This is a genomic window from Ruegeria halocynthiae, from assembly GCF_900106805.1.
GTDB classification, from domain to species: domain Bacteria; phylum Pseudomonadota; class Alphaproteobacteria; order Rhodobacterales; family Rhodobacteraceae; genus Ruegeria; species Ruegeria halocynthiae.
The window spans coordinates 131,448-152,497 of sequence record NZ_FNNP01000007.1; the positions used below are offsets into that span (position 1 = coordinate 131,448).

Genomic DNA, 21,050 nt, shown 5'->3' on the forward strand with positions numbered 1-21,050 from the left:
TGTTCTCAGACGGGGTTTATTGCAAATCACCAAACGCGTGTTTGAGGCGGGCACAAGCCTCTTCTACCCGCGCGCGTTGCGTGGCCAGATTGAACCGCTCGAACATCTCGCCGCCGGTGCCAAAACCGGGGCCGGATGAGGTGGCGATCCGAGCGTCCTCGCGCAAACGCCGGACGAACTCGCCATGATCCATTCCAGTGCCCGAGAAATCGACCCACGCCAGATAGGTCGCCTGCAGAGGCATCGACCACAGGCCGGGTATCTCGGCAATGGTGGCATCGAACAGTCTTCGGTTGGCATCCAGATGGGCGACCTGTTCGTCGACCCAATTCGCCCCTTCCGGCGAATAGGCGGCGGTGATCATCGCCACACCCAGGGCGCTGGGGTCATAGTCCAGCGTGGCGATCCGGTGACGCATTTCGGCGCGCAGTTTGGCGTCGGGGATGATCATATTGCCCGTGCGCTGTCCGGCGATGTTGAAGGTCTTTGATGCTGCAGTCAGTGTTACGGTCCACGGACGTGCATCCGGGGCGGCCACATCCATCGGCACGAAAGTGTTTCCCGAGTAAACCAGATCATGGTGGATCTCATCCGAGACCAGGATCAGTCCGTTGCGCTCGGCAAACGCCGCCACAGCGCGCAGCTCATCCGGCGTCCAGACCCGGCCCGAGGGGTTCTGCGGTGAACACCACAGCAGCAGCTTCTCCGATCCATCCAGCCGCGACTGCGCATCTTCCAGATCCAGCGCATAGCTGTCGCCATCCCGCACCAGCGGGCATTCCACCAGGCGGCGGCCCGCCTTGTTCACCTTATGGGCAAACTCATGATAGACGGGCGAAAAGATCACCACGCCATCATCCGGCTCGCTCCAGACATCCAGACACAGGGCAATCGCATTGCCCAGACCTTGCGAGGTCAGAATCCAATCGGCGTCGATCTCCCAATTGTGACGGGTCTTCATCCACCACTGGATTGCATTCAGATAATCCGGGTGCATCCACGAATAGCCAAATGCGCCGTGATCAGCTGCCTTGCGTACAGAATCGATTACGCAAGGGGCGGTGGCATAGTCGGAATCGGCGGTCCACATGGCCAGCCCGTCCTCGGGCGAGACGCCGTACAGACGCTCCATCTTGTCCCATTTTGTACTGTTGGTGCCCCGGCGGTCGATCAGGTCGTTGAAAGTCATGTCATCTCCATCTGTCGAAGCGAAAGCTAACCTCAAATCCGCCATGTGCAAGGGGGCCGTTGCGGTGGCGGGCGTGATGTCCTAAATCAGCCTCATGAAACGCAATATCCTGATCCATCCCGACCCCCGCCTGAAAAAGGTCTGCGCGCCGGTGGCCGATATCACCGACGATCTGCGCAAATTGGCCGATGACATGCTGGAGACGATGTATGACGCACCCGGCATTGGCCTCGCCGCGCCACAAATCGGTGTGCTGGACCGGCTGATCGTGGTGGATTGCGTCAAAGAAGAGGGCGAGGCACCGCGCCCGCTGGTGATGTTCAACCCCGAGGTCGTCGCCGCGTCAGATGAGACGAATATCTACGAGGAAGGCTGCCTGTCGATCCCCGAGCAATATGCCGAGGTCACCCGCCCCAAAGTGGTGGATGTGACGTGGCTTGACCGTAACGGCAATCTGCAACAGGACACCTTTGATGGCCTCTGGGCCACCTGCGTTCAGCACGAGATCGACCATCTGAACGGCAAGCTGTTCATCGACTATCTCAAACCGCTCAAGCGGCAGATGATTACGCGCAAGATGCAAAAGCTCAAACGCGAACAGGCCCGCGCATGAGTGTGCGCACCTGTCTGCCGTGGCCGGATAAACGCCTGCGGACCAAGGCCGAAGATGTTCCGGAAATCACTGACGACATTCGCGCCATTTGGGACGACATGATCGACACGATGGAGGCAATGCCCGGCGTCGGCCTCGCCGCACCTCAGATCGGGGTGATGTTGCGTCTGGCCGTTGTCGATGGCACGACCGAGCGGGGCAAGGCGGTGCGCCTGGCCAACCCGGAAATCCTGCACAGTTCCGTCGAGCTGCGCGAACACGAAGAGGCCAGCCCGAACCTGCCCGGCGTCTCGGCCAAAGTAAAACGCCCCCGCGCGGTGACGGTGAAATTCCTGAACGCCCAAGGCCAGATCGACCGCCGCGATTTCGTCGGCATCGAGGCCACTAGCGTGCAGCACCAGATCGACCATCTGAATGGGCGAATGTACTTTGACCGGCTCAGCAAGGTCAAACGCGACATGCTGTTGCGCAAGGCACGAAAATCAACGTAGGCCGGGCTTCAGCCCGGCACCCCAACAGCCCGGAGCCAACGATGCGCATAATCTTCATGGGAACGCCCGATTTCTCAGTTCCGGTTCTGGATGCACTCGTTGAGGCTGGGCATGAGATTGCCGCCGTCTATTGCCAACCACCCCGGCCAGCCGGTCGCGGCAAGAAGGACCGCCCGACCCCGGTGCACGACCGCGCCGAGGCGCTGGGTCTGGACGTGCACCACCCGACCTCGCTGAAATCACAAGAAGAGCAGGCGCGCTTTACCGCGCTAAACGCGGATATCGCCGTAGTCGTGGCTTATGGCCTGATCCTGCCGCAACCCATTCTGGACGCGCCAACGCTTGGCTGCCTGAACATCCACGCCAGTCTCTTGCCGCGCTGGCGCGGCGCCGCTCCGATCCACCGCGCGATCATGGCGGGCGACGTGCAGACCGGTATCTGCATCATGCAGATGGAGGCCGGGCTGGACACCGGCCCTGTTCTGCTGCGTGAGGCAACCGATATCGGCATCGAGGAAACCACGGCGCATCTGCATGACCGCCTGTCGGATATGGGCGCAGCGCTGATCGTTGACGCGCTGGCAAAACTGCCCAGCCTGACCCCCGATCCGCAACCCGAGGACGGCGTGACCTATGCCGCCAAGATCGACAAATCCGAGGCGCGGATCGACTGGTCAGCCCCCGCCACCGAAGTCGACAGACAAATCCGCGGCCTCTCCCCATTCCCCGGTGCATGGAGCGAAATCGAGGGTGACCGGATCAAACTCCTCGCCTCACGTCTGGCCGAAGGGCAGGGCATCCCGGGCGAGGTGCTGGACGACGACCTGACCGTGGCCTGTGGCGAAGGCGCGGTCGAACTGATGCGCTTGCAAAGGGCCGGCAAAGGCGCGCAGGATAGGGAAACTTTCCTGCGGGGCCTGCCCATTCCGGTTGGCACCCGTCTGTCAACGGAGTAAGCCATGTTCATGATCATGATGGGCACCGTCGTGATTGCGGGGATCGTGGGTTATCTGTCCGAGAAGACCGGGTTTACCCATAACGGCTACCTGCAATCGATCATCATCTGCATTGGCGGAGCCTTTCTGTTCTATTTCGTCCGCATCATGTTCGGCATCAGCTTTGGCCCTCCGGGATTGGACGCGGTGCTGTCTTCCATCGGTGCGCTGATCATCGTGCCGACCCATTGGAGGAAATGACTTGCCCATCATCGCCCTGATCATCATCGGAGCCGCCGCAGGGTTCCTCGCTACTCGCCTGATGCGGATCGAGGCGGATATTCCAACCACCATGCTGATCGGCATCGTTGGTGCGTTGGTGGGTGGATTGATCCTGCGCACTTTGCTGGCCGTGATGGGCTGGCTCTCGGGGTTTGTCGGGGCTGTGCTGGGTGCGTTGTTGGTGATCTGGATCTGGCAGACTTACTTCCGCCGTTGAACGCTTGACCAGCCTGTGATCTGCGACCAGTGTCCCGCCAGTTCTTTGTCGAAAGGTTTTTCATGTCACATGATCTGACCTCCGGTGATGTTGCTCTGATGGGGGTGCCGCTGGACCTGCATTCCTCGTTCCTGCAGGGCCCTGCCTTTGCCCCGGGGCGCATCCGCGAGGCGCTGCACTCCGGTGCCGCCAACCTGACCGCCGAGGATGGCACCGATCTGGGCGCGACAGAACGCTTCAAGGATACCGGCGATCTGGACGTGTTCGAGATGATGGGGCAGGAACCCATCGACCGGATCGAGGCGGGCGCCGCCGCCCGGATCGAAACCGGCGCACGGTTGTTGTCACTTGGGGGCGACCATTCGGTGGCTTTCCCGCTGATCAAGGCCCACGCAGACCGGTATGAGGGGTTGAATATCTTGCATATCGACAGCCATCCCGACCTTTATGACAGCCAGCAGATCGGCCCGCTGGGCCATGGCTGCCCCTTTGCCCGCGTGATGGAAACCGGCAAGATCAACCGTCTGGTGCAGGTCGGCATCCGCACCATGAACGCGCATCAGCAGGACCAGGCCGACAAGTTCGGGGTCGAGGTGATCGACATGCGCAATTGGCGCCCCGATCTGGAGATCAGCTTTGATGGCCCGGTCTATCTGTCACTGGACCTCGATGCGCTGGATCCGGCCTTTGCGCCCGGTGTCTCGCATCACGAACCCGGTGGGCTCAGCACCCGCGAAGTGATCGACCTGATCCACCGGTTCAAGGGGCAGTTGGTCGGCGCGGATATTGTCGAGCTGAATCCACATCGCGACCCCTATGGCATGACCGCCATGCTGGCGGCGAAATTCGTCAAGGAAATCGGGGCACGGCTGCTGAGCCGCTAGCGTTCGTCGCAGATTGCGGCGGCCCCAAGTCGGGTGGCTGCGCGCGTTGTCATGTCATACCGGTTGGCCTCGGCCGAGGTCATCCAGTGCATCTCGTCTTCGGGCGCAGCATCCAGCGTAAACCAATAGAAGTCCGGATTGACGCCGATATCTTCGAAATAATCGAGGTACCGGTCATGTTCGGGATGACCATCGGGCAGATCTGCGGCGACATAACCTCCGCCACCCCAGCTGTGGACCCCTACGCAGGCGCCGGGTTCCAGCAGGCGCCGATTGCCCGCCAGAAACAGATCGGTCCCGCCCGAGGCGACCAGCCCGTTTGAGGGCACGACCGTATCGAACCCTTCCTCGCGCACGACGCGGCTGAAGACGACATTCGAGTCGTCATCGACCGAGCCTTCGATATTCTGCAGCACCAGCGTCTTGGCACCGGGATTCTCGTCCATAATCTCTTCAAACGCGCTGAGTGTTGTGTGGTCAATGGTGCCGCTCGCCACGATCTGATCCCCTGCTGCGGTAAAGCTGACCGGGGTGTATTGGCCTGAACACGCTGCCAGCAGCGGCAAAACTGCGGCTAGAAATGGTAGTCTGAGGGTCTTGGCTCTGTCTCGCTGCATCTTATGTCCTATTGTCGCGGTGGCCGGGATTTGTAAACCGGCAACTGCCAGCCGAACAGCAGCGACCCGGCTCGCAGGGCCCAGCAGACCAGTGCGCACAGCGCCAATGCGGGCAGGCCACCCAGCCCAATTTGCGTCGCCAGCACTGCTGTCAGCGCTCCGGCAAACGCGCAAGAGACATAAAGCTGACCCTGTTTCAGCACCAGCGGCACTTCGTTGCAGACTACATCGCGCATCAGTCCGCCAAGACACCCGGTCGTCACGCCCATCAACACTATGATGATGCCCGACTGACCCAGTGACATAGCCGCACCCGTGCCAGCAGCGACCGCGATGGACAGGGCAAAGCTATCCAGCCAGATCAGCCAATTGTACCGGCTTTCCATCAGATGTGCGGTAAAAAACACCAGTATTGCTGCGCCGCAGGCGATCAGGATGTAATCGGGTTGGCCGACCCAGAAGACCGGATGCCGGTCCAGCAACAGATCGCGCACCGTGCCCCCACCCACCGCCGTCAGACAGGCAATGAAGGCAAATCCGACCAGATCCAGCTGCGCCCGGCTGGCCACCAGCGCACCGGTCAGTGCAAAGATCAGGACCGAGGTGTAATCCAGCAGCGCAAGACCGCTCACGCTTGGGTCTTCTTTGGTTTGAACGGCGCCATTCCTGCGCGCGCCAGCTCATCGGCCTTTTCGTTCTCGGGGTGACCCGCATGGCCCTTGACCCATTCCCAGGTCACCTCATGTCTCTGCTGCGCCTCATCCAGACGCTGCCACAGATCGACATTTTTGACCGGCTTCTTGTTCGAGGTCTTCCAGCCGTTCCGCTTCCATCCGAAAATCCAGCCGGTGACGCCATTTTTCACATAAGCGCTGTCCGTAACGATGGTGATCTCCGATGCCCGCTCCAGCGCCTCCAGCGCGCTGATCGCGGCCTGCAGCTCCATCCGGTTGTTGGTGGTCTCGGCCTCTCCGCCGCTGAGCTCGCGTTCTTTCAGGACGGTGTCGCCGTCCATCGCACGCAGCAACACGCCCCAGCCCCCGGGGCCGGGATTGCCGGAACAGGCACCATCGGTATAAGCAAAAAGATCAGGCATGGGCAAACACCAGAATGAATCCGTCGTAAGATCCGGCCAGACCCTTACCCACGCCACGTTGGGTACGGTCGATGGTGAATCCTGCAGTGACGAGGGCGTCTTCGATCTCGGCCTCCGAATAGTAGCTATAGTACCGGTCCAGATCGTCGCGATGCTCACCAGTGCCCAGTTTCATTCCCAAAAAGAACTGACCACCCGGTTTCAACGCCTTGTGGATGGCGCTTAGGTGGCGCGGAAAATCCGCACGAGGGGCGTGCAGCAGCGAAAAACTGGCATAGACCCCGTCGAACTCCGATATCTCGGTGATATCGTCGAAGGTGCCCAGATGGGCATCGACACCGTTATTGCGCGCATGCTCGACAAACGCAGGGGTGGCATCCAGCGCCCGTACTTTCAGCCCCTGTCGCATCAGGAACGCACTGTCCGATCCGGGCCCCGAGCCCAGATCCAGAACATATCCGTCCGCGCCGACAGCATCGACAAAGGCCTGCCGCGCCTCAAGCTGTTCGGGGGGCAGCAGGATTCTCAGATATTCCGCGACGCGGTTGGTGTAGGCGCTGATCGTCCGTTTATCAGTCACAGGTAAATCCCCACTGCAAGACAGGCCAGCACAACCGCGGTCAGCAGAATGCGCAACCGCATCCACCAGACCGGGGTCAGCCGCCAGTAAGAGAACATGGCGTCCAGCATTAGCAAGCCCGTAAACCCATAGATCAGGTTCGTGCCCGCGTTGACCGGGCCACCGCCGGTCATGAAGAATGCCCAGAGGGCAGGTAGGACCGACAGAGTATAACAAGTCGTGGCCTTGCTGCCCGAGGTCTTGGTGGCAAAGCCCCACAATACGCCCGACATGAAGCTCAGGATCAACGAGCCGTAGAACAGCTGAACATACGGCCCCACGAACTGCGATCCCAGTACCTGTCGGCCCCAATCGTTCAGATCACCGTTCAGATATGTCAGCGCTCCCCAGATAAACGGGACCAGCCCCGCCAACCCAAGGAAGAACGGCGCGCGGGGGATGCCGCTCATGCCGGTTGCCGCAAGACGCGAGGCACTTTGAATTCGACGTTTTCCACGGCGGTTTCGACCAGCTCGACGGTCACGTCATAATGATCCCGGAATGCGTCGATCACCTCGTTTACGAGAACTTCGGGCGCGGATGCCCCGGCGCTGATGGCAATGTTTGAGATGCCGTCCAATGCGCGCCAGTCAATCTCGGTGGCGCGCTGCACCAACTGCGCATATGTGCAGCCCGCGCGCGAGGCGACCTCGACAAGACGCCGCGAATTTGATGAGTTTGGCGCGCCAACCACTAAAAGCGCATCAGATTTAGGCGCGACGGCCTTTACCGCTTCCTGCCGGTTGGTGGTGGCATAGCAGATGTCTTCCTTGTGCGGCCCGACGATGGCCGGGAACCGGGCCTCGAGGGCGGCAATGATATCCTTGGTGTCATCGACCGACAGGGTGGTCTGGGTCACAAAGGCCAGCTTTTCCGGGTCGCGCACAGCGACCTGCGCCACATCCTCGACGGTTTCGACCAGCAGAACCTCGCCCTCGGGCAGTTGACCCATGGTGCCGATGGTTTCGGGGTGGCCCTTATGGCCGATCATGATCATCTGAAGGCCCGCTTCGGCGTGGCGCTGGGCCTCGACATGCACTTTGGATACCAACGGGCAGGTGGCGTCGACATAGATCATCTGGCGCTGGGCGGCGGTGACGGGTACCGATTTCGGCACACCATGGGCGGAAAAGATTACCGGGCGATCATTGGGGCATTCGTCCAGTTCCTCGACAAACACAGCACCTTTGGCGCGCAGCCCGTCGACGACAAATTTGTTGTGCACGATCTCATGGCGCACATAGACCGGCGGGCCCCATTTCTGCAGCGCCATCTCAACGATTTTGATGGCACGGTCCACACCGGCACAGAACCCGCGCGGGGCGGCTAGATACAGTGTCAGCGGCGGCTTGGTCATTCGGCGGTCTCCTTGCCTCAGACAAGTAGGTCTTTTCATTGCCATGGTCCAGACAGCTAGGCGTCATTTCCCTGACATGAATCGCTGTTAGCACAAGGGTGTTTTCAGCACCTATCCATTTAAAAGTAGTGCGGCCAGGGCTTCTGGCCCTGGCCGCACGTAATATCGAGACCCCGTAGAAGAGTGAGTGGTGGGGTTTGTGGTGTTACTGTCCGCCGGCAGCGGCAACGCTGCGCGGCTCAACCGGCATCTCGCGCGGAGGTCGGCCGATCACGTCGCGCAGGTCCTCCAGCTCGATGAAGTTGTCCGCCTGGCGGCGCAATTCGTCCGAGATCATCGGCGGCTGGCTGCGGATGGTCGAGACGACCGAAACGCGCACACCCTGACGCTGCAGGCTGGCAATCAGCGGGCGGAAATCCCCATCGCCCGAAAACAGCACAATATGATCAACGCGCGGTGCCAGTTCCATGGCATCGACCGTCAGCTCGATATCCATGTTTCCTTTAACTTTCCGACGCCCCATGCTGTCGGTGTATTCCTTGGCCGGTTTGGTGACCATGGTGAAGCCGTTGTAATGCAGCCAGTCCACCAGGGGTCGGATCGGGGAATACTCGTCATTTTCCAGTAGCGCTGTGTAGTAGAAAGCTCTAAGCAATTTGCCTCTGCGCATGAATTCCTGACGCAGCAACTTGTAGTCGATGTCAAACCCCAGTGCTTTGGCGGCCGCATAAAGATTCGAGCCGTCGATGAACAGCGCTAGCCGTTCGTCTTTGTAAAACATAAAAATGGTCCTTCCGGTATAAGCCACCACACTGTAGCTCCGTGAGTGAAAAGTGTTTGGTCAGTGCAATGGTGTGTCTAAAATAGGCCATTTGGCTTATATCGCAAGTATTCTCTGGTCCGAATATGGGGTTCGAAGTGGACAAATCTTTGTCAAAAGCCGTCATCGCACTGGGCGCAAATCTCAGTCTGAGAGGGAATGGGCCCAAGGTGACACTTGAGCAGTCGCTCGCCGCGATGGCCGAGGCTGGTCTGGTGATTCGCGCGACAAGCCGGTTTTTTGCCACGCCTTGCTTTCCCGCGGGGGCAGGGCCGGATTATGTCAACGCGGCCGTTCTGATCGAATCCGACCTCGAACCTCGGGGTGTTCTGGACCTGTTGCACCGCATCGAGCATGACTTTGAGCGCGCCCGCGAACAACGCTGGGGAATGCGCACGCTTGATCTTGATCTGATCTGTTGGGACGATCTGGTGCTGCCGGATGGCGCCGAATATCACCGCTGGCTGACCCTTCCGCCCGAAGAACAGGTCAATTCCGCCCCCGAACAGTTGATCCTGCCCCATCCTCGCCTGCAGGATCGCGCTTTTGTGCTGGTCCCGATGGCAGATGTTGCGCCCGACTGGCGTCATCCGGTGCTGGGTCGGACGGTGACACAGATGGTTGCCGCGCTGCCGTCCGGGGATGTGGCTGAGGTCACGCCTCTGTGATCCTCGCAATCGCGGCATTTCCTGCTTGTCAAGGCGGGGATTCGCGCTTAGATAAACCCCTTCCAGCCACGGATTCATTTACGGAGAGCGCCCCATGGCCCGCGTTACGGTTGAAGATTGTGTAGACAAGGTCCCGAACCGGTTCGAACTGGTGATGCTTGCAGCCCACCGGGCGCGCGAGATTTCTGCCGGTGGCCCGATCACCGTCGACCGCGATAACGACAAGAACCCCGTCGTGTCGCTGCGCGAAATCGCGGATGAGACCCAAAGCGCCGATGAACTGCGCGAGCGTCTGATCGAAGCCAACCAGACTCAGATCGAGGTTGACGAGCCCGAAGAAGATCAGATGGCGCTGCTGATGGGTGCGGAATCCGATAAGCCTGCGGATGACGACATGTCGGAAGAAAAGCTCCTGCGCGCGTTGATGGAGGCGCAGGGCCAGGGGTAAATCCCAGCGACAAAGGTGCGGACCGGATGATTTCAGCAGAAGACCTGATTGCGCTGGTCCGCAACTACAATCCCAAGACAAATGCCGAGCGCATCACCCGGGCCTATGAATTCGGCCAACAGATGCACGACGGGCAATTCCGCCACTCTGGCGAACCTTACTTTTCGCACCCCGTAGCTGTTGCCGCCATCCTGACGGAACAGCGTCTGGATGATGCGACCATCATCACGGCGCTGCTGCACGACACGATCGAAGACACCAAAGCCAATTATGGCAAGGTCTCGGAACTGTTTGGCGAAGAAGTTGCCAAACTGGTCGATGGCGTCACCAAGCTGACCAACCTGCAGCTTTCCAGCCGCGAAACCAAGCAGGCCGAAAACTTCCGCAAACTGTTCATGGCCATGTCCAAGGACCTGCGGGTCATTCTGGTCAAGCTGGCTGACCGTTTGCACAATATGCGCACCATTAAGGCGATGCGCCCCGAAAAGCAGGTTCAGAAAGCGCGCGAGACGATGGATATCTATGCACCGCTTGCGGGCCGTATGGGTATGCAATGGATGCGCGAAGAGCTGGAGGATCTGGCCTTCCGCGTGCTGAACCCCGAAGGCCGCCAGTCGATTATCCGCCGCTTTATCACTCTGCAGCGTGAAACCGGCGACGTGATCCACCGGATTACCGGCGACATGCGGCACGAGCTTGAAAAAGCGGGCATCGAGGCCGAGGTCTTTGGCCGCGCCAAAAAACCCTATTCGATCTGGCGCAAGATGCAGGAAAAGGATCAGGGCTTCTCGCGTCTCTCGGACATCTATGGCTTTCGCATCATCACCGGTTCTGAAGAGGACTGCTATCGCACGCTTGGTGCGATCCACCAACGCTGGCGTGCTGTGCCGGGGCGGTTCAAGGACTACATCAGCCAGCCGAAATCGAACGGATATCGCTCGATCCATACCACGGTGTCGGGGCGTGATGGCAAACGGGTCGAGGTTCAGATACGCACCCGTCAGATGCACGACGTGGCTGAAACAGGTGTTGCGGCGCACTGGTCCTATCGCGATGGCGTGCGGACCGAGAACCCCTTTGCAGTCGATCCGGCAAAATGGATTGCCAATCTGACAGAACAATTCGACAGCGAAGAAGATCACGAAGATTTTCTCGAGGCTGTCAAGTTGGAAATGTACTCGGACCAGGTGTTCTGCTTCACACCCAAGGGTGACGTGGTGAAATTGCCGCGCGGGGCGACGCCGATCGATTTTGCCTATGCCATCCACACGCGCATTGGCCATGCCTGCGTGGGGGCCAAGGTCGATGGCATTCGCGTTCCGCTCTGGACTCGGATCAAAAATGGGCAATCGGTGGATATCATAACGGCGGACGGCCAGACCCCGCAGGTCACCTGGCTGGAGATTGCAGTCACCGGCAAGGCCCGGACCGCCATCCGCCGCGCCCTGCGCGAGGTCGACCGCGAGCGTTTTATCAAGCTGGGCAAGGAACTGGCCCGCGCCGGGTTCGAAAATGTGGGCCGCAAGGCCACCGACAAGGCGCTGGACACCGCCGCCAAGCATCTGCGGCTGAAAGATCGCCATGAACTGCTGGCCCGGCTCGGCAGTGCCGAGCTGACTGCGCATGAACTGATCGAGGCCGTCTATCCCGAACTCACCAAGGATGAGGGGGATGCGATCTCACCCCGTCGTGCGGTGATCGGGCTTGAACCCGGCCAGAAGTTCGACCGCGCCCCCTGCTGCCAGCCGCTGCCGGGCGAACGCATCGTCGGCATCACCTATCGGGGCAAGGGCGTTGTGGTTCATGCCATCGATTGTGATCGCCTGCCCGAGTTCGATAACGAACCCGAGCGCTGGGTCGATCTGCACTGGCATTCAGGCACCCACCCCGCTGTCTATGGCGCGACGCTTGATCTGACCATCGGCAATGATGCCGGGGTACTGGGGCGTATTTGCACATTGATCGGAGAGAAAAAGGCCAATATCTCGAACCTTGAATTCGTCGACCGCAAACCGGATTTTTACCGCCTGATGATCAATATCGAACTGCGTGACCTCGAACAGCTGCATTCGCTGATGCTGATGCTCGAGGCCGAAAGCGATGTTGCCGCGGTTGAACGGTACCGGGAAAGCAAGAAAACTGCCGTCGCGGCTGGCTGAGAAGGGGTGATCACGAGTGGTTTTCAAGCGCCGAGATCGCCGCTCGCCTGTCCGGATCGCGTCAGAGTTCGTCTATCCGCGTGGCGGCTGGACCCGTGCCTTTCACTACGTCAAACACCGCGTGCGTCGCCTGCCTGACAGCCCTGAACGCATCGCGCGTGGCATCGGGGCAGGGGTGTTCGCCTCGTTTACACCGTTTTACGGGTTGCATTTCTTGGTCGCCGCCGTGCTGGCCCGGCTGTTCAACGGCAATATCCTCGCCTCCCTCAGCGGCACGTTTTTCGGCAATCCCCTGACCTATGTGCCGATAGGTGTCGCCAGCCTGCAAACCGGGCATTTCCTGCTGGGCACCAAGTTCCGTAAGGATGACACGGACGGCCTGATGGGCAAGTTTGCCGATGCGATGGGCGATCTCAAAGACAATTGCATCGCGATGTTCACAGACCGGCAAGCCGATTGGCATGGGCTAAGTCGCTTCTATGACGATGTGTTTTTTCCCTACATGATCGGCGGCGTTATCCCTGGCATCGTTGCGGGTGTGGTCTGCGGTTATCTCAGCTTGCCGCTCATTCGAACCTACCAACAGCGCCGTCGCGCCCGGATCAAAGCGAAGTTCGAACAAATCAAACGTTTGGCACAGGCAGAGGCTGCCGTTCCTCCGCCAAACCCACTAGGCTCGGCCGCAGGGACCAGGAAGGATTCGAAAGATGTCTGACAACCATTTGCGTCTGGGCGTGAATATTGATCACGTGGCTACCATCCGCAACGCGCGCGGCGGGGCATACCCTGATCCGATCCGCGCCGCGAAACTGGCGGAAGAAGCCGGGGCCAATGGCATCACCGCCCATTTGCGTGAAGACCGCCGCCATATTCTGGATGCTGATATCGAAGGGCTGATGGAGGCGCTGACCGTGCCGCTCAACTTTGAGATGGCCGCGACCGACGAGATGCAGAAAATCGCCCTGCGCCACAAGCCGCACGCGGTCTGCATCGTCCCGGAAAAGCGCGAGGAACGTACCACCGAAGGCGGGCTTGAAGTCGCGCGCGAGGAAAACAAGCTGGCCCATTTCATCGCCCCTCTGCGCGATGTTGGGTGCCGCGTATCAATCTTCATCGCCGCCGACCAACGCCAGATCGAAGCCGCCCACCGTATCGGGGCTGGGGTGATCGAACTGCACACTGGTGCCTATTGCGATTTCCACGCCGAAGGCAAGCTGGACGATGCCGCCCGCGAACTCGAAGCGCTGCGCGAGATGTCCGCCTATGCCCATTCGCTTGGGTTGGAAGTCCACGCAGGCCACGGCCTGACCTACGATACCGTGCAACCAGTGGCCGCCTTCCCTGAAGTGCGCGAGTTGAATATCGGCCACTTCCTGATCGGCGAGGCAATATTTCGAGGCCTCACTCCGGCTGTCCACGAAATGCGCCGCCTGATGGACGAGGCGCGAGGATGATCGACCTGACTTCCCTTGCGGTCACGGCCCTTGCCTTTTTTGTCGTCGCTGTATCACCGGGCCCCGCGAATATTTCCAACGCTGCAGTCGCGATGACCTATGGGCGCAAGACCAGTCTCCGCTACGGCGTAGGCCTGTCCTGCGGTCTGGTGTTCTGGGGGTTGGTTGCCGCAAGCGGTATGGGCGCGGTGCTGCAAAGCTCGCTCTACGTCCTGATGGTGCTCAAGGTGCTGGGTGGATTGTACCTGTTGTGGCTGGCGTGGCAGTCGGGACGCTCTGCGCTGCAATCTGATGCGGCCAGAGTCTCCGTTCCTGCCAAGGGCAAATGGTTCTGGCGCGGACTGATCCTTAACCTCTCCAACCCTAAATCAGTGATCGCGTGGATGGCGGCCTTATCGGTCGGCCTCGGCCCGGATGACGGTCTGCTCTCCGTTGCCGTCGCAACCCTGATCTGCATAGTCGCGGGCTTTCTCAACAATTTCCTCTATTCAATGTTGTTTTCGATCAGCGGCATGATGGCCGCATATCGCCGGTTCCGCCGTCGGATCGACGGGGTAGTCGCCGGATTGTTCGCTGTCGCAGGGTTCGGGCTCATCAGATCGGCTTTCACACGATGATCACCTCGGGCTTTGTTGCAATCTGGTTCGCCTGGCTGATGGCTGGGGGCTCTCCGGGTCCGGCCACAATGGGCATCGCAGGCACCGCCATGAACGAAGGACGCACCGCCGGTCTGGCCTTTGCGCTGGGCATCTGCGCGGGCTCTGCCGCATGGGGCATCGCAGCCGCGCTGGGGCTGTCGGCGATCATGCTTGCCAATGTCTGGGTGTTTGAGGTGATCCGTTATATCGGCGTCGCCTATCTGGGCTGGCTCGCGTTCAAGGCCCTGCGCCGCGCCTTGTCCTCGGAAGAGGTGGCGCTGGGCAATCCGGTCACCGGTTCACTGGGCACGATTTTTGCCAAAGGTGCAGCGATCCACCTGACCAATCCCAAGGCGATCCTAAGCTGGGGCTCGATCTACGCCATCGTCGCCCCGAACGACGCCAGCCTGTCGATGCTGTTGACCTATTTCGCAATGCTCTACGCGGGCTCATTGCTGATCTTCATCGGTTATGCCTTCCTGTTTTCGTCTGCACGCATGGTCAACGCCTACCGCCGTGCCCGCCGCTGGTTCGATTTCGCCTTTGCAGGCTTCTTCGGGGTCGCCAGCTACAAGATCCTCACGGTACGCTTGTCATGACAATCGAGGTGCAAGGATGATCCGACACTGCGTGATGTTGCGCCTCAGACCTGACCATGACGTTTCGGAACTGACCGCGGTCATGCAGGGCCTTGGTGATGTGGCCAAGCAATTGCCCGGCTGCAGCGGTTTCGTCCACGGCCCAAACCGTGACTTTGAGGCGAATTCACCGGGCTATCCCTTCGGCTTCACACTGGATTTCGCGGCTGAGGCTGACCTGCATCGCTACGCCGATGACGACACCCACCGGCAATTGGGCGCACGACTTGTCGCCTTGTGTACGGGCGGGGGCGACGGGATCATGGTATTCGATCTGGAATTTCCTGACCCCGCCGGACAATAGAGAGTGAGGGACTGTCATGAAAGCAATCACCTATCGCAGCTTCGGCGCAGCGTCGGATGTTCTCGAACTTGTCGACATGCCCACACCCGACCCCGCCCCGGGTGAGGTGCTAGTGCGTGTGCACGCCAGCGGTATCAACCCATCAGACGTCAAACTGCGCGGCGGTGCGCGCCCGGGCACAGTGATGCAATACCCGGTCATTACCCCACATTCCGACGGTGCAGGTGTGATCGAGGCGGTGGGCGATGGCGTCGACCCCGCCCGCATCGGCGAACGTGTCTGGATCTGGAACGGCCAATGGCAACGCGCCTTTGGCACCGGAGCAGAATATGTCGCGCTTCCCTCGGAACAGGCAGTGCATTTGCCCGGCACCACCAGCTTCGCCGAAGGCGCCTGTTTCGGTATTCCGGCCATGACCGCGTGGGCCGCGCTTTATTTCGACGGTCCGATCACCGATCAGACCGTGCTTGTCACTGGCGGTGCGGGCACCGTCGGGCGTTATGCCTGCCAGATGGCTGCACTGGGTGGCGCGCGCGTGATCACAACTGTCAGCTCGGACGAGAAAGCCACCCATTCTGGCGTATCCGAGTGGATCAATTACCGTACGCAAGATGTGATTGAGACAGTGATGGATCTGACGGGCGGAGCAGGCGTCGATCGCATCGTTGAGGTAGATTTCGCCGCCAACCAAGCCGCCTCGCTTTCGCTGATCCGCCCCGGCGGCACCATCGCCAGCTATGCCTCGGCCTCTCAAATGAAGCCCGGACTGGATTTCTATGGCTTCATGTTCAAGAACGTGCGCTTGCATATGCTGATCGTCTATCAACTCGATGCCGCCGCCCGCCGCCGTGGCGAGGCCCAATTGGGCCAATGGCTGGAACAAGGCGCGCTGACCCATGCCGTTGTCCCCGGTGGAGGGCTGAGCGACGCAGCGACTGCCCATCAGATGGTTGAGGCAGGGCAAAAGCTGGGCACCGTTGTGTTGGAGGTATGATTTGACCTACCGGGGCGATAATATCAGTTCCGGATTTTGGCGCGCCGTGTCGCTGTGGAAATCTGAAAGGACACCTCTGTGATTGAATCCATGCTGTGGCGCTATACGCTTTGTTTAGTGGTGATCAGAATGCTGCTTCCAATTGCGTTGGTTGTGCTCAGAGATTTGGCTGGCCTTGATCTTACAAGGGCCGGGATTCCCGTGGCGTCTGCGATTCTGTCCGCCGCTGTCGCCGGACGTATCGCCGCGCGCATCTTTGAGAGGATGCCGACGTGGCGTGAGCTATTGGCATTTGCAATCCTTGCCACTCTCGCATTCTTCCTAGTGAATTACGTGGCTTACCTGATATTGGCGCAGGCCGGCATCGGACCAATCCACACGTACCACCTCGTGAATTGGTATAGGCAGGGTGAATTCGTAGGAGTGATGATGTTTCTGACAAGCGTGGCGTTTGTTTCAAATGCTGTACTTTACCCGATCAGTGCGATGATCGAACTCAATGCCATGTCGAGACAGACTAAAGATGAGCACATTCAATGATCCTCGGCATCGGCACTGATCTCGCCAATATCGACCGCATTCAAGGCACGCTCGACCGCTTCGGCGACCGGTTCCGCAATCGCGTGTTTACCGAGACCGAACAACGCAAGGCCGAACGCCGTCACGATACCGCAGGCACCTATGCCAAGCGCTGGGCCGCGAAAGAGGCGTGTTCCAAGGCCTTAGGCACCGGGTTGGCGATGGGCATCGCCTGGAAGGATATGTCGGTGACCAACCTGCGCACGGGCCAACCCGTCATGCACGTCACCGGCTGGGCAGCGGATCGATTGAAAGAGATGACGCCCGAGGGCCACGAGGCGATCATCCACGTTACCCTGACCGACGATCACCCCTGGGCGCAGGCCTTTGTGGTGATCGAGGCCAGACCGATGGAAGAAGCGCCCGCACAGCCTTGACTTGCACCCAACTGACACGCATGTAGCACCCCAACCACGCATAGACTGGAGAGAGCAGTATGGCCGAGGAAGCCAAATCCGGAAACGCCATTTGGGAGACGATCAAAACCATCGTCTACGCCCTGCTGATCGCGGGCGTTTTCCGCACCCTGTTCTTTCAACCGTTCTGGATTCCCTCTGGTTCGATGAAGCAGACCCTGCTGATCGGGGATTTCCTGTTCGTCAACAAGATGGCCTATGGTTATTCCTACGCCTCCTGCCCCAGCCTGATCATCCCCAGCGTCGGTCTGAACATCGATGCTGAGGACGTTTGCGGCTGGATGCAGGGCGACGATAACACCCGACTGCTGGGCGGAGAGCCCGAGCGCGGTGATGTCATCGTCTTCCGTCACCCGGTTTCGGGGCGCGACTATATCAAGCGTCTGATCGGCCTGCCCGGCGACCGTATCCAGATCCGTGAAGGTCAGATCATCCTGAACGATACCCCTGTGCCGCAGAAGCCCGATGGCGTGTTCACCGAAATCGCCGAACGCCAAGGCCCGCAAGGCCTGCGCCCGCGCTGCGAAAACGGCCCCGTCGGGATCGGAGGCAGCTGCGAAAAGACTCGCCTGATCGAAACCCTGCCCAATGGCGTCTCCTATGACGTGCTGAACATCGGCAATCAGGGTTCGGACAACACCGGCATCTATACCGTGCCCGAAGGTTACTATTTCTTCATGGGCGACAACCGCGACAACTCGGCTGACAGCCGCTTGCCACAAGCCGCAGGAGGTGTGGGTTTTGTGCCGTATGAAAACCTGATCGGTCGCGCCGACCGGATCATGTTCTCGTCCGCTGGCCGGTCCATGCTGTTCTTTTGGACCTGGCGCGGTGATCGCTTCTTTAAGGCGGTCAATTGAAGCTATCGGCCGAGATAAGGGCGTTCCAGCAGCGTCTGGGGTATGAATTTTCCGACCCCGAGCTGTTGGTGCGCGCGCTGACCCACGGATCGGTTTCCTCATCCACGCGCCCCGACAATCAGCGGCTCGAATTTCTGGGCGACCGCGTGCTGGGTCTTGTCATGGCCACGGCATTGCTTGAGGCCGATAAAAAGGCTTCCGAAGGCCAGCTGGCTCCGCGTTTCAACGCGCTGGTCCGCAAAGAGGCTTGCGCCGATGTCGCCCGTCAGATCGACCTCGGCGCAGTGTTGAAACTGGGCCGGTCCGAGATGCTGTCTGGTGGTCGTCGCAAACAGGCCTTGCTGGGTGACGCGATGGAGGCCGTGATTGCCGCCATCTACCGTGATGCAGGCTTCGAGGCCGCGCGTGATGTCATCCTCGCCCTCTGGGGCGAGCGCATCCACAAGGTCGAGGACGATGCGCGTGACGCGAAAACCTCACTGCAGGAATGGGCACAAGCGCGGGGCCAGAAACCCCCGGCTTATGTCGAGGTCAAGCGCACCGGCCCCGACCATGCCCCGATCTTCACCATCGCTGCCCGCCTGCAGGACGGCACCGAGGCGCAGGCCACCGCAGGATCCAAGCGGCAGGCTGAACAGGCCGCCGCCAAGGCTTTGCTAGAGCGTCTCGGTTAACGCATTACCGGTACAGCGTTGTAAAAAATGTAACAGTTCATTGATAATGCTGTTAAAAACCGGCTGCCATTTTATGTAAAGCAGACTTGCTTTGACCCAGCCGCATTCGCCCGGTCAGAGTTCACGCATAGAAATTATTGAGAGCGGTTCAATGGAAAATAGCAGACTGAGTGCAACCTATATCGGGTTCTTATTCATCGCCGGGTTTTTCGCCACCATAGCATTTGACACATGGGGGCAGATCATCAGCCCATCACTCGGTTGGGCAAACCTGTCACCGGAAGGATTGGCAAGCAGCTTGCTTGGTCGTCTTGGGTTGCCAACTGACGCGTTCTTGGGCTTTTTCATCCACTTCTACATCGTAGGCCTGATCGCTTATCCGATGGGATGGGCCTATGTGTTCAAACCGATCTGGGCGCGTGTTTTGGGCCGGGGCCACTGGGTGGTGGCATCGGCCATCTACGGATTTGGGCTGTGGGTCTTTGCAATCGGAGGCGTTACCACCTTCTCGGGCTTGCCGCCGTTTCTGAACTTTACCGGGATCACCTGGGTCGCACTGATTGGCCATGTGCTTTACGGCATCGTACTAGTCGCGATCCTGCGCCTGATCGCCCGCCGGGACGCCTGACCCTGCTAAATCTGAGGGGCGCGACCCGCTCCTCAGACCACCCGAATGAACCCTGTCAGCCCGGTCTTCTGGTGCTCGATCACATGGCAATGAAATGCCCAATCTCCGGGATTGTCCGCGACCAGCGCGATCTCAACCACCTCATCTTTCAACAACAGCATCGTGTCCGTCATCAGCGGCGGCAAGGTGCGCAGGTTCGATTTGATCGGTATGAATGCCAGCCCGTGCAGATGGATAGGATGCAGATTGGGGGATTCATTCCGCAGCCGCAAAACATAGCTCTTGTCCATTTCCAGCGTCGCCAGAGGCCCGACATCCTGCGCGGCATCTCCCGGCCATGGCGTGCGATTGATCGACCAGAAGTTATAGCCCAGAGAACCGCAGAATCCATTATTCGGTTCACCCCCTTCCGGGGTCCAGCCAAATACAAATTCGTGCAGTTGGGCATTGTCCAAATTTGGCTTTGCGACTGGGTTGGCAACCAGGGGTGACAACTCGCGCAGATCTCGTGCCACCGAAGCACCGAGGGCTCGTAACCTGGCCATCGCGCGCATGGGCTGCCCTGGAAGTTTAGCCATCAGATTTATCGTCTGGCTTTCACTCTCAGGCATCCTCACAGCAAAATCGACGCGTTGGCCGGGTCCGACCAGCAGTGGGTCATTTGCACTGGGCATCGGCACGTCAATCTCTACCGGATGCCCGTCCCAAGCGATGATACGGGCGCCCGCGCCATCCAGATGCAGTTTGTAGATCCGCGTTGTGTCGGTGTTGACCACACGCAATCGCACCAGACTTCCGGCCGCGTGATCGTAGGCCGGCGCTTGCATCCAGTTCGCGGTGTGTACATTGCCAAACGTACCGGCTCGGGCGGCCCCGCGTGGCGTATAAGCGGGCAGGAACGCGCCAGCGTCATCCAGTCGAAAGTCGCGCAGATTGATCACCTGCTCGCTGTTGAAACCGGGGTCCTCGGCCTCGGTGATCACCATGACCCCGGTCAATCCATGGGCCATCTGCTCCATAGTCATACAGTGCGGGTGATACCAGTAGGTCCCCGCATCCGGAGGTGTGAATTCATAGTGGAAGGTTTCACCTTCTCCCATCGGAATCTGCGTCAGGTAAGGCACCCCATCCATCTGATTGGCGATCCGCAGCCCATGCCAATGCATCGCCGTATAGTCGGGCAGGGTATTGCGCACGGGCAACCGCATCACCTCTCCCTGTTTGCCATACAGAACCGGCGGCGGTGCATCAGGTGACAGGCTGACCATGCCTTCCGTCACCTGTTCTCGCAGGGAAAAGCTTGCGGGTTGTATCGCCAGCTCCTGCGGGCCTGACGCCAGCGCGAATCCACCCAGACCCAATGCACCTGCAGCGGCTCCGCTACCCAAAAGAAACTCGCGACGTTTCATATCTCGCCTCACTGAAAGGATGATTGCCTGGCTAGCTCTGGCTCTGGCACGGCACGTTGCT

29 protein-coding genes are annotated in these 21,050 nt (G+C 59.8%); 20 read left to right on the forward strand and 9 right to left on the reverse strand.

Annotated elements, in window-relative coordinates; translation table 11 throughout:
- Nucleotides 1–16: 16 nt before the first annotated feature.
- Nucleotides 17–1,189: a MalY/PatB family protein gene (locus tag BLU89_RS16325; RefSeq protein WP_074737970.1), complete on the reverse strand. Its 1,173-nt coding sequence runs from the start codon at nt 1,187–1,189 to the stop codon at nt 17–19.
- A 94-nt stretch (nt 1,190–1,283) separates the two neighbouring features.
- Here BLU89_RS16325 and def (BLU89_RS16330) point away from each other — a divergent pair, with 94 nt between their 5' ends.
- From def (BLU89_RS16330) to speB, 6 genes are all read left to right on the forward strand, one after another.
- Nucleotides 1,284–1,802 (forward strand): peptide deformylase, encoded by a 519-nt coding sequence (gene def, locus BLU89_RS16330; RefSeq protein WP_074737972.1) that lies wholly within the window; start codon nt 1,284–1,286, stop codon nt 1,800–1,802.
- On the forward strand, nt 1,799–2,293 hold the full coding sequence (gene def / locus BLU89_RS16335) for a peptide deformylase (RefSeq protein ID WP_074737974.1): 495 nt from the start codon (nt 1,799–1,801) through the stop codon (nt 2,291–2,293). The genes def (BLU89_RS16330) and def (BLU89_RS16335) overlap by 4 nt, the downstream gene beginning before the upstream one ends.
- A gap of 41 nt (nt 2,294–2,334) precedes the next feature.
- The gene (fmt, locus tag BLU89_RS16340) at nt 2,335–3,249 is read left to right on the forward strand and encodes a methionyl-tRNA formyltransferase (protein WP_074737976.1); all 915 of its coding nucleotides are present in this window, start codon (nt 2,335–2,337) and stop codon (nt 3,247–3,249) included.
- Between the two features lie 3 nt (nt 3,250–3,252).
- Nucleotides 3,253–3,489: a hypothetical protein gene (locus BLU89_RS16345; RefSeq protein ID WP_074737978.1), complete on the forward strand. Its 237-nt coding sequence runs from the start codon at nt 3,253–3,255 to the stop codon at nt 3,487–3,489.
- Nucleotide 3,490: 1 nt separating this feature from the next.
- Nucleotides 3,491–3,727, forward strand: a complete 237-nt coding sequence (locus BLU89_RS16350; protein WP_074737980.1) for a GlsB/YeaQ/YmgE family stress response membrane protein — start codon at nt 3,491–3,493, stop codon at nt 3,725–3,727.
- Nucleotides 3,728–3,789: 62 nt separating this feature from the next.
- Nucleotides 3,790–4,611: an agmatinase gene (gene speB, locus BLU89_RS16355; protein ID WP_074737982.1), complete on the forward strand. Its 822-nt coding sequence runs from the start codon at nt 3,790–3,792 to the stop codon at nt 4,609–4,611.
- Here the strand turns inward: speB and BLU89_RS16360 are convergent.
- The 7 genes from BLU89_RS16360 to BLU89_RS16390 form a co-directional block, all read right to left on the reverse strand.
- The gene (locus tag BLU89_RS16360; RefSeq protein ID WP_074737984.1) at nt 4,608–5,228 is read right to left on the reverse strand and encodes a COG3904 family protein; all 621 of its coding nucleotides are present in this window, start codon (nt 5,226–5,228) and stop codon (nt 4,608–4,610) included. The genes speB and BLU89_RS16360 overlap by 4 nt on opposite strands.
- Before the next feature lie 8 nt (nt 5,229–5,236).
- On the reverse strand, nt 5,237–5,860 hold the full coding sequence (locus tag BLU89_RS16365; RefSeq protein ID WP_074737986.1) for a trimeric intracellular cation channel family protein: 624 nt from the start codon (nt 5,858–5,860) through the stop codon (nt 5,237–5,239).
- Complete coding sequence (gene rnhA, locus BLU89_RS16370) at nt 5,857–6,324, reverse strand: ribonuclease HI (RefSeq protein ID WP_074737988.1); 468 nt, start codon at nt 6,322–6,324, stop codon at nt 5,857–5,859. The genes BLU89_RS16365 and rnhA overlap by 4 nt, the downstream gene beginning before the upstream one ends.
- Nucleotides 6,317–6,904: a class I SAM-dependent methyltransferase gene (locus tag BLU89_RS16375; protein ID WP_074737990.1), complete on the reverse strand. Its 588-nt coding sequence runs from the start codon at nt 6,902–6,904 to the stop codon at nt 6,317–6,319. The genes rnhA and BLU89_RS16375 overlap by 8 nt, the downstream gene beginning before the upstream one ends.
- Nucleotides 6,901–7,353, reverse strand: a complete 453-nt coding sequence (locus BLU89_RS16380; RefSeq protein ID WP_074737992.1) for a DUF3429 domain-containing protein — start codon at nt 7,351–7,353, stop codon at nt 6,901–6,903. The genes BLU89_RS16375 and BLU89_RS16380 overlap by 4 nt, the downstream gene beginning before the upstream one ends.
- A complete protein-coding gene (gene ispH, locus BLU89_RS16385) occupies nt 7,350–8,300 on the reverse strand; it encodes a 4-hydroxy-3-methylbut-2-enyl diphosphate reductase (protein ID WP_074737994.1) in 951 nt (316 codons plus the stop codon). The genes BLU89_RS16380 and ispH overlap by 4 nt, the downstream gene beginning before the upstream one ends.
- Nucleotides 8,301–8,505: 205 nt before the next feature.
- Nucleotides 8,506–9,081, reverse strand: coding sequence for a LabA-like NYN domain-containing protein (locus BLU89_RS16390; protein ID WP_074737996.1), 576 nt, complete (start codon nt 9,079–9,081; stop codon nt 8,506–8,508).
- 125 nt (nt 9,082–9,206) lie between these two features.
- Here BLU89_RS16390 and folK point away from each other — a divergent pair, with 125 nt between their 5' ends.
- The 14 genes from folK (at nt 9,207) to BLU89_RS16460 (ending at nt 19,580) form a co-directional block, all read left to right on the forward strand.
- Nucleotides 9,207–9,788, forward strand: a complete 582-nt coding sequence (folK, locus tag BLU89_RS16395) for a 2-amino-4-hydroxy-6-hydroxymethyldihydropteridine diphosphokinase (RefSeq protein ID WP_083347775.1) — start codon at nt 9,207–9,209, stop codon at nt 9,786–9,788.
- Nucleotides 9,789–9,882: 94 nt separating this feature from the next.
- On the forward strand, nt 9,883–10,236 hold the full coding sequence (gene rpoZ, locus BLU89_RS16400; RefSeq protein ID WP_010437681.1) for a DNA-directed RNA polymerase subunit omega: 354 nt from the start codon (nt 9,883–9,885) through the stop codon (nt 10,234–10,236).
- Nucleotides 10,237–10,262: 26 nt separating this feature from the next.
- Nucleotides 10,263–12,395, forward strand: coding sequence for a RelA/SpoT family protein (locus BLU89_RS16405; protein WP_074737998.1), 2,133 nt, complete (start codon nt 10,263–10,265; stop codon nt 12,393–12,395).
- A gap of 16 nt (nt 12,396–12,411) precedes the next feature.
- Entirely contained in the window at nt 12,412–13,110 is a 699-nt protein-coding gene (locus tag BLU89_RS16410; RefSeq protein ID WP_074738000.1) for a DUF2062 domain-containing protein, read from the forward strand.
- On the forward strand, nt 13,103–13,849 hold the full coding sequence (locus BLU89_RS16415) for a pyridoxine 5'-phosphate synthase (protein WP_074738002.1): 747 nt from the start codon (nt 13,103–13,105) through the stop codon (nt 13,847–13,849). The genes BLU89_RS16410 and BLU89_RS16415 overlap by 8 nt, the downstream gene beginning before the upstream one ends.
- Nucleotides 13,846–14,466 (forward strand): LysE family translocator, encoded by a 621-nt coding sequence (locus tag BLU89_RS16420; protein WP_074738004.1) that lies wholly within the window; start codon nt 13,846–13,848, stop codon nt 14,464–14,466. The genes BLU89_RS16415 and BLU89_RS16420 overlap by 4 nt, the downstream gene beginning before the upstream one ends.
- The gene (locus BLU89_RS16425) at nt 14,463–15,086 is read left to right on the forward strand and encodes a LysE family translocator (RefSeq protein WP_074738006.1); all 624 of its coding nucleotides are present in this window, start codon (nt 14,463–14,465) and stop codon (nt 15,084–15,086) included. Before BLU89_RS16420 ends, BLU89_RS16425 begins: the two co-directional genes overlap by 4 nt.
- A gap of 16 nt (nt 15,087–15,102) precedes the next feature.
- Nucleotides 15,103–15,429 (forward strand): Dabb family protein, encoded by a 327-nt coding sequence (locus BLU89_RS16430; protein WP_074738008.1) that lies wholly within the window; start codon nt 15,103–15,105, stop codon nt 15,427–15,429.
- Nucleotides 15,430–15,445: 16 nt separating this feature from the next.
- Nucleotides 15,446–16,423, forward strand: a complete 978-nt coding sequence (locus BLU89_RS16435) for an NADPH:quinone reductase (RefSeq protein ID WP_074738010.1) — start codon at nt 15,446–15,448, stop codon at nt 16,421–16,423.
- A 78-nt stretch (nt 16,424–16,501) separates the two neighbouring features.
- Complete coding sequence (locus BLU89_RS16440; RefSeq protein ID WP_143030594.1) at nt 16,502–16,963, forward strand: ABZJ_00895 family protein; 462 nt, start codon at nt 16,502–16,504, stop codon at nt 16,961–16,963.
- A complete protein-coding gene (gene acpS / locus BLU89_RS16445; protein WP_074738014.1) occupies nt 16,960–17,379 on the forward strand; it encodes a holo-ACP synthase in 420 nt (139 codons plus the stop codon). The genes BLU89_RS16440 and acpS overlap by 4 nt, the downstream gene beginning before the upstream one ends.
- A gap of 59 nt (nt 17,380–17,438) precedes the next feature.
- Entirely contained in the window at nt 17,439–18,278 is an 840-nt protein-coding gene (gene lepB, locus BLU89_RS16450) for a signal peptidase I (RefSeq protein WP_074738016.1), read from the forward strand.
- The gene (rnc, locus tag BLU89_RS16455; RefSeq protein ID WP_074738018.1) at nt 18,275–18,952 is read left to right on the forward strand and encodes a ribonuclease III; all 678 of its coding nucleotides are present in this window, start codon (nt 18,275–18,277) and stop codon (nt 18,950–18,952) included. The genes lepB and rnc overlap by 4 nt, the downstream gene beginning before the upstream one ends.
- Before the next feature lie 151 nt (nt 18,953–19,103).
- Nucleotides 19,104–19,580: a hypothetical protein gene (locus BLU89_RS16460; protein WP_074738020.1), complete on the forward strand. Its 477-nt coding sequence runs from the start codon at nt 19,104–19,106 to the stop codon at nt 19,578–19,580.
- 32 nt (nt 19,581–19,612) lie between these two features.
- Here BLU89_RS16460 and BLU89_RS16465 read toward each other — a convergent pair whose 3' ends face one another.
- The gene (locus tag BLU89_RS16465; protein WP_074738022.1) at nt 19,613–20,989 is read right to left on the reverse strand and encodes a multicopper oxidase family protein; all 1,377 of its coding nucleotides are present in this window, start codon (nt 20,987–20,989) and stop codon (nt 19,613–19,615) included.
- Nucleotides 20,990–21,050: the final 61 nt, after the last annotated feature.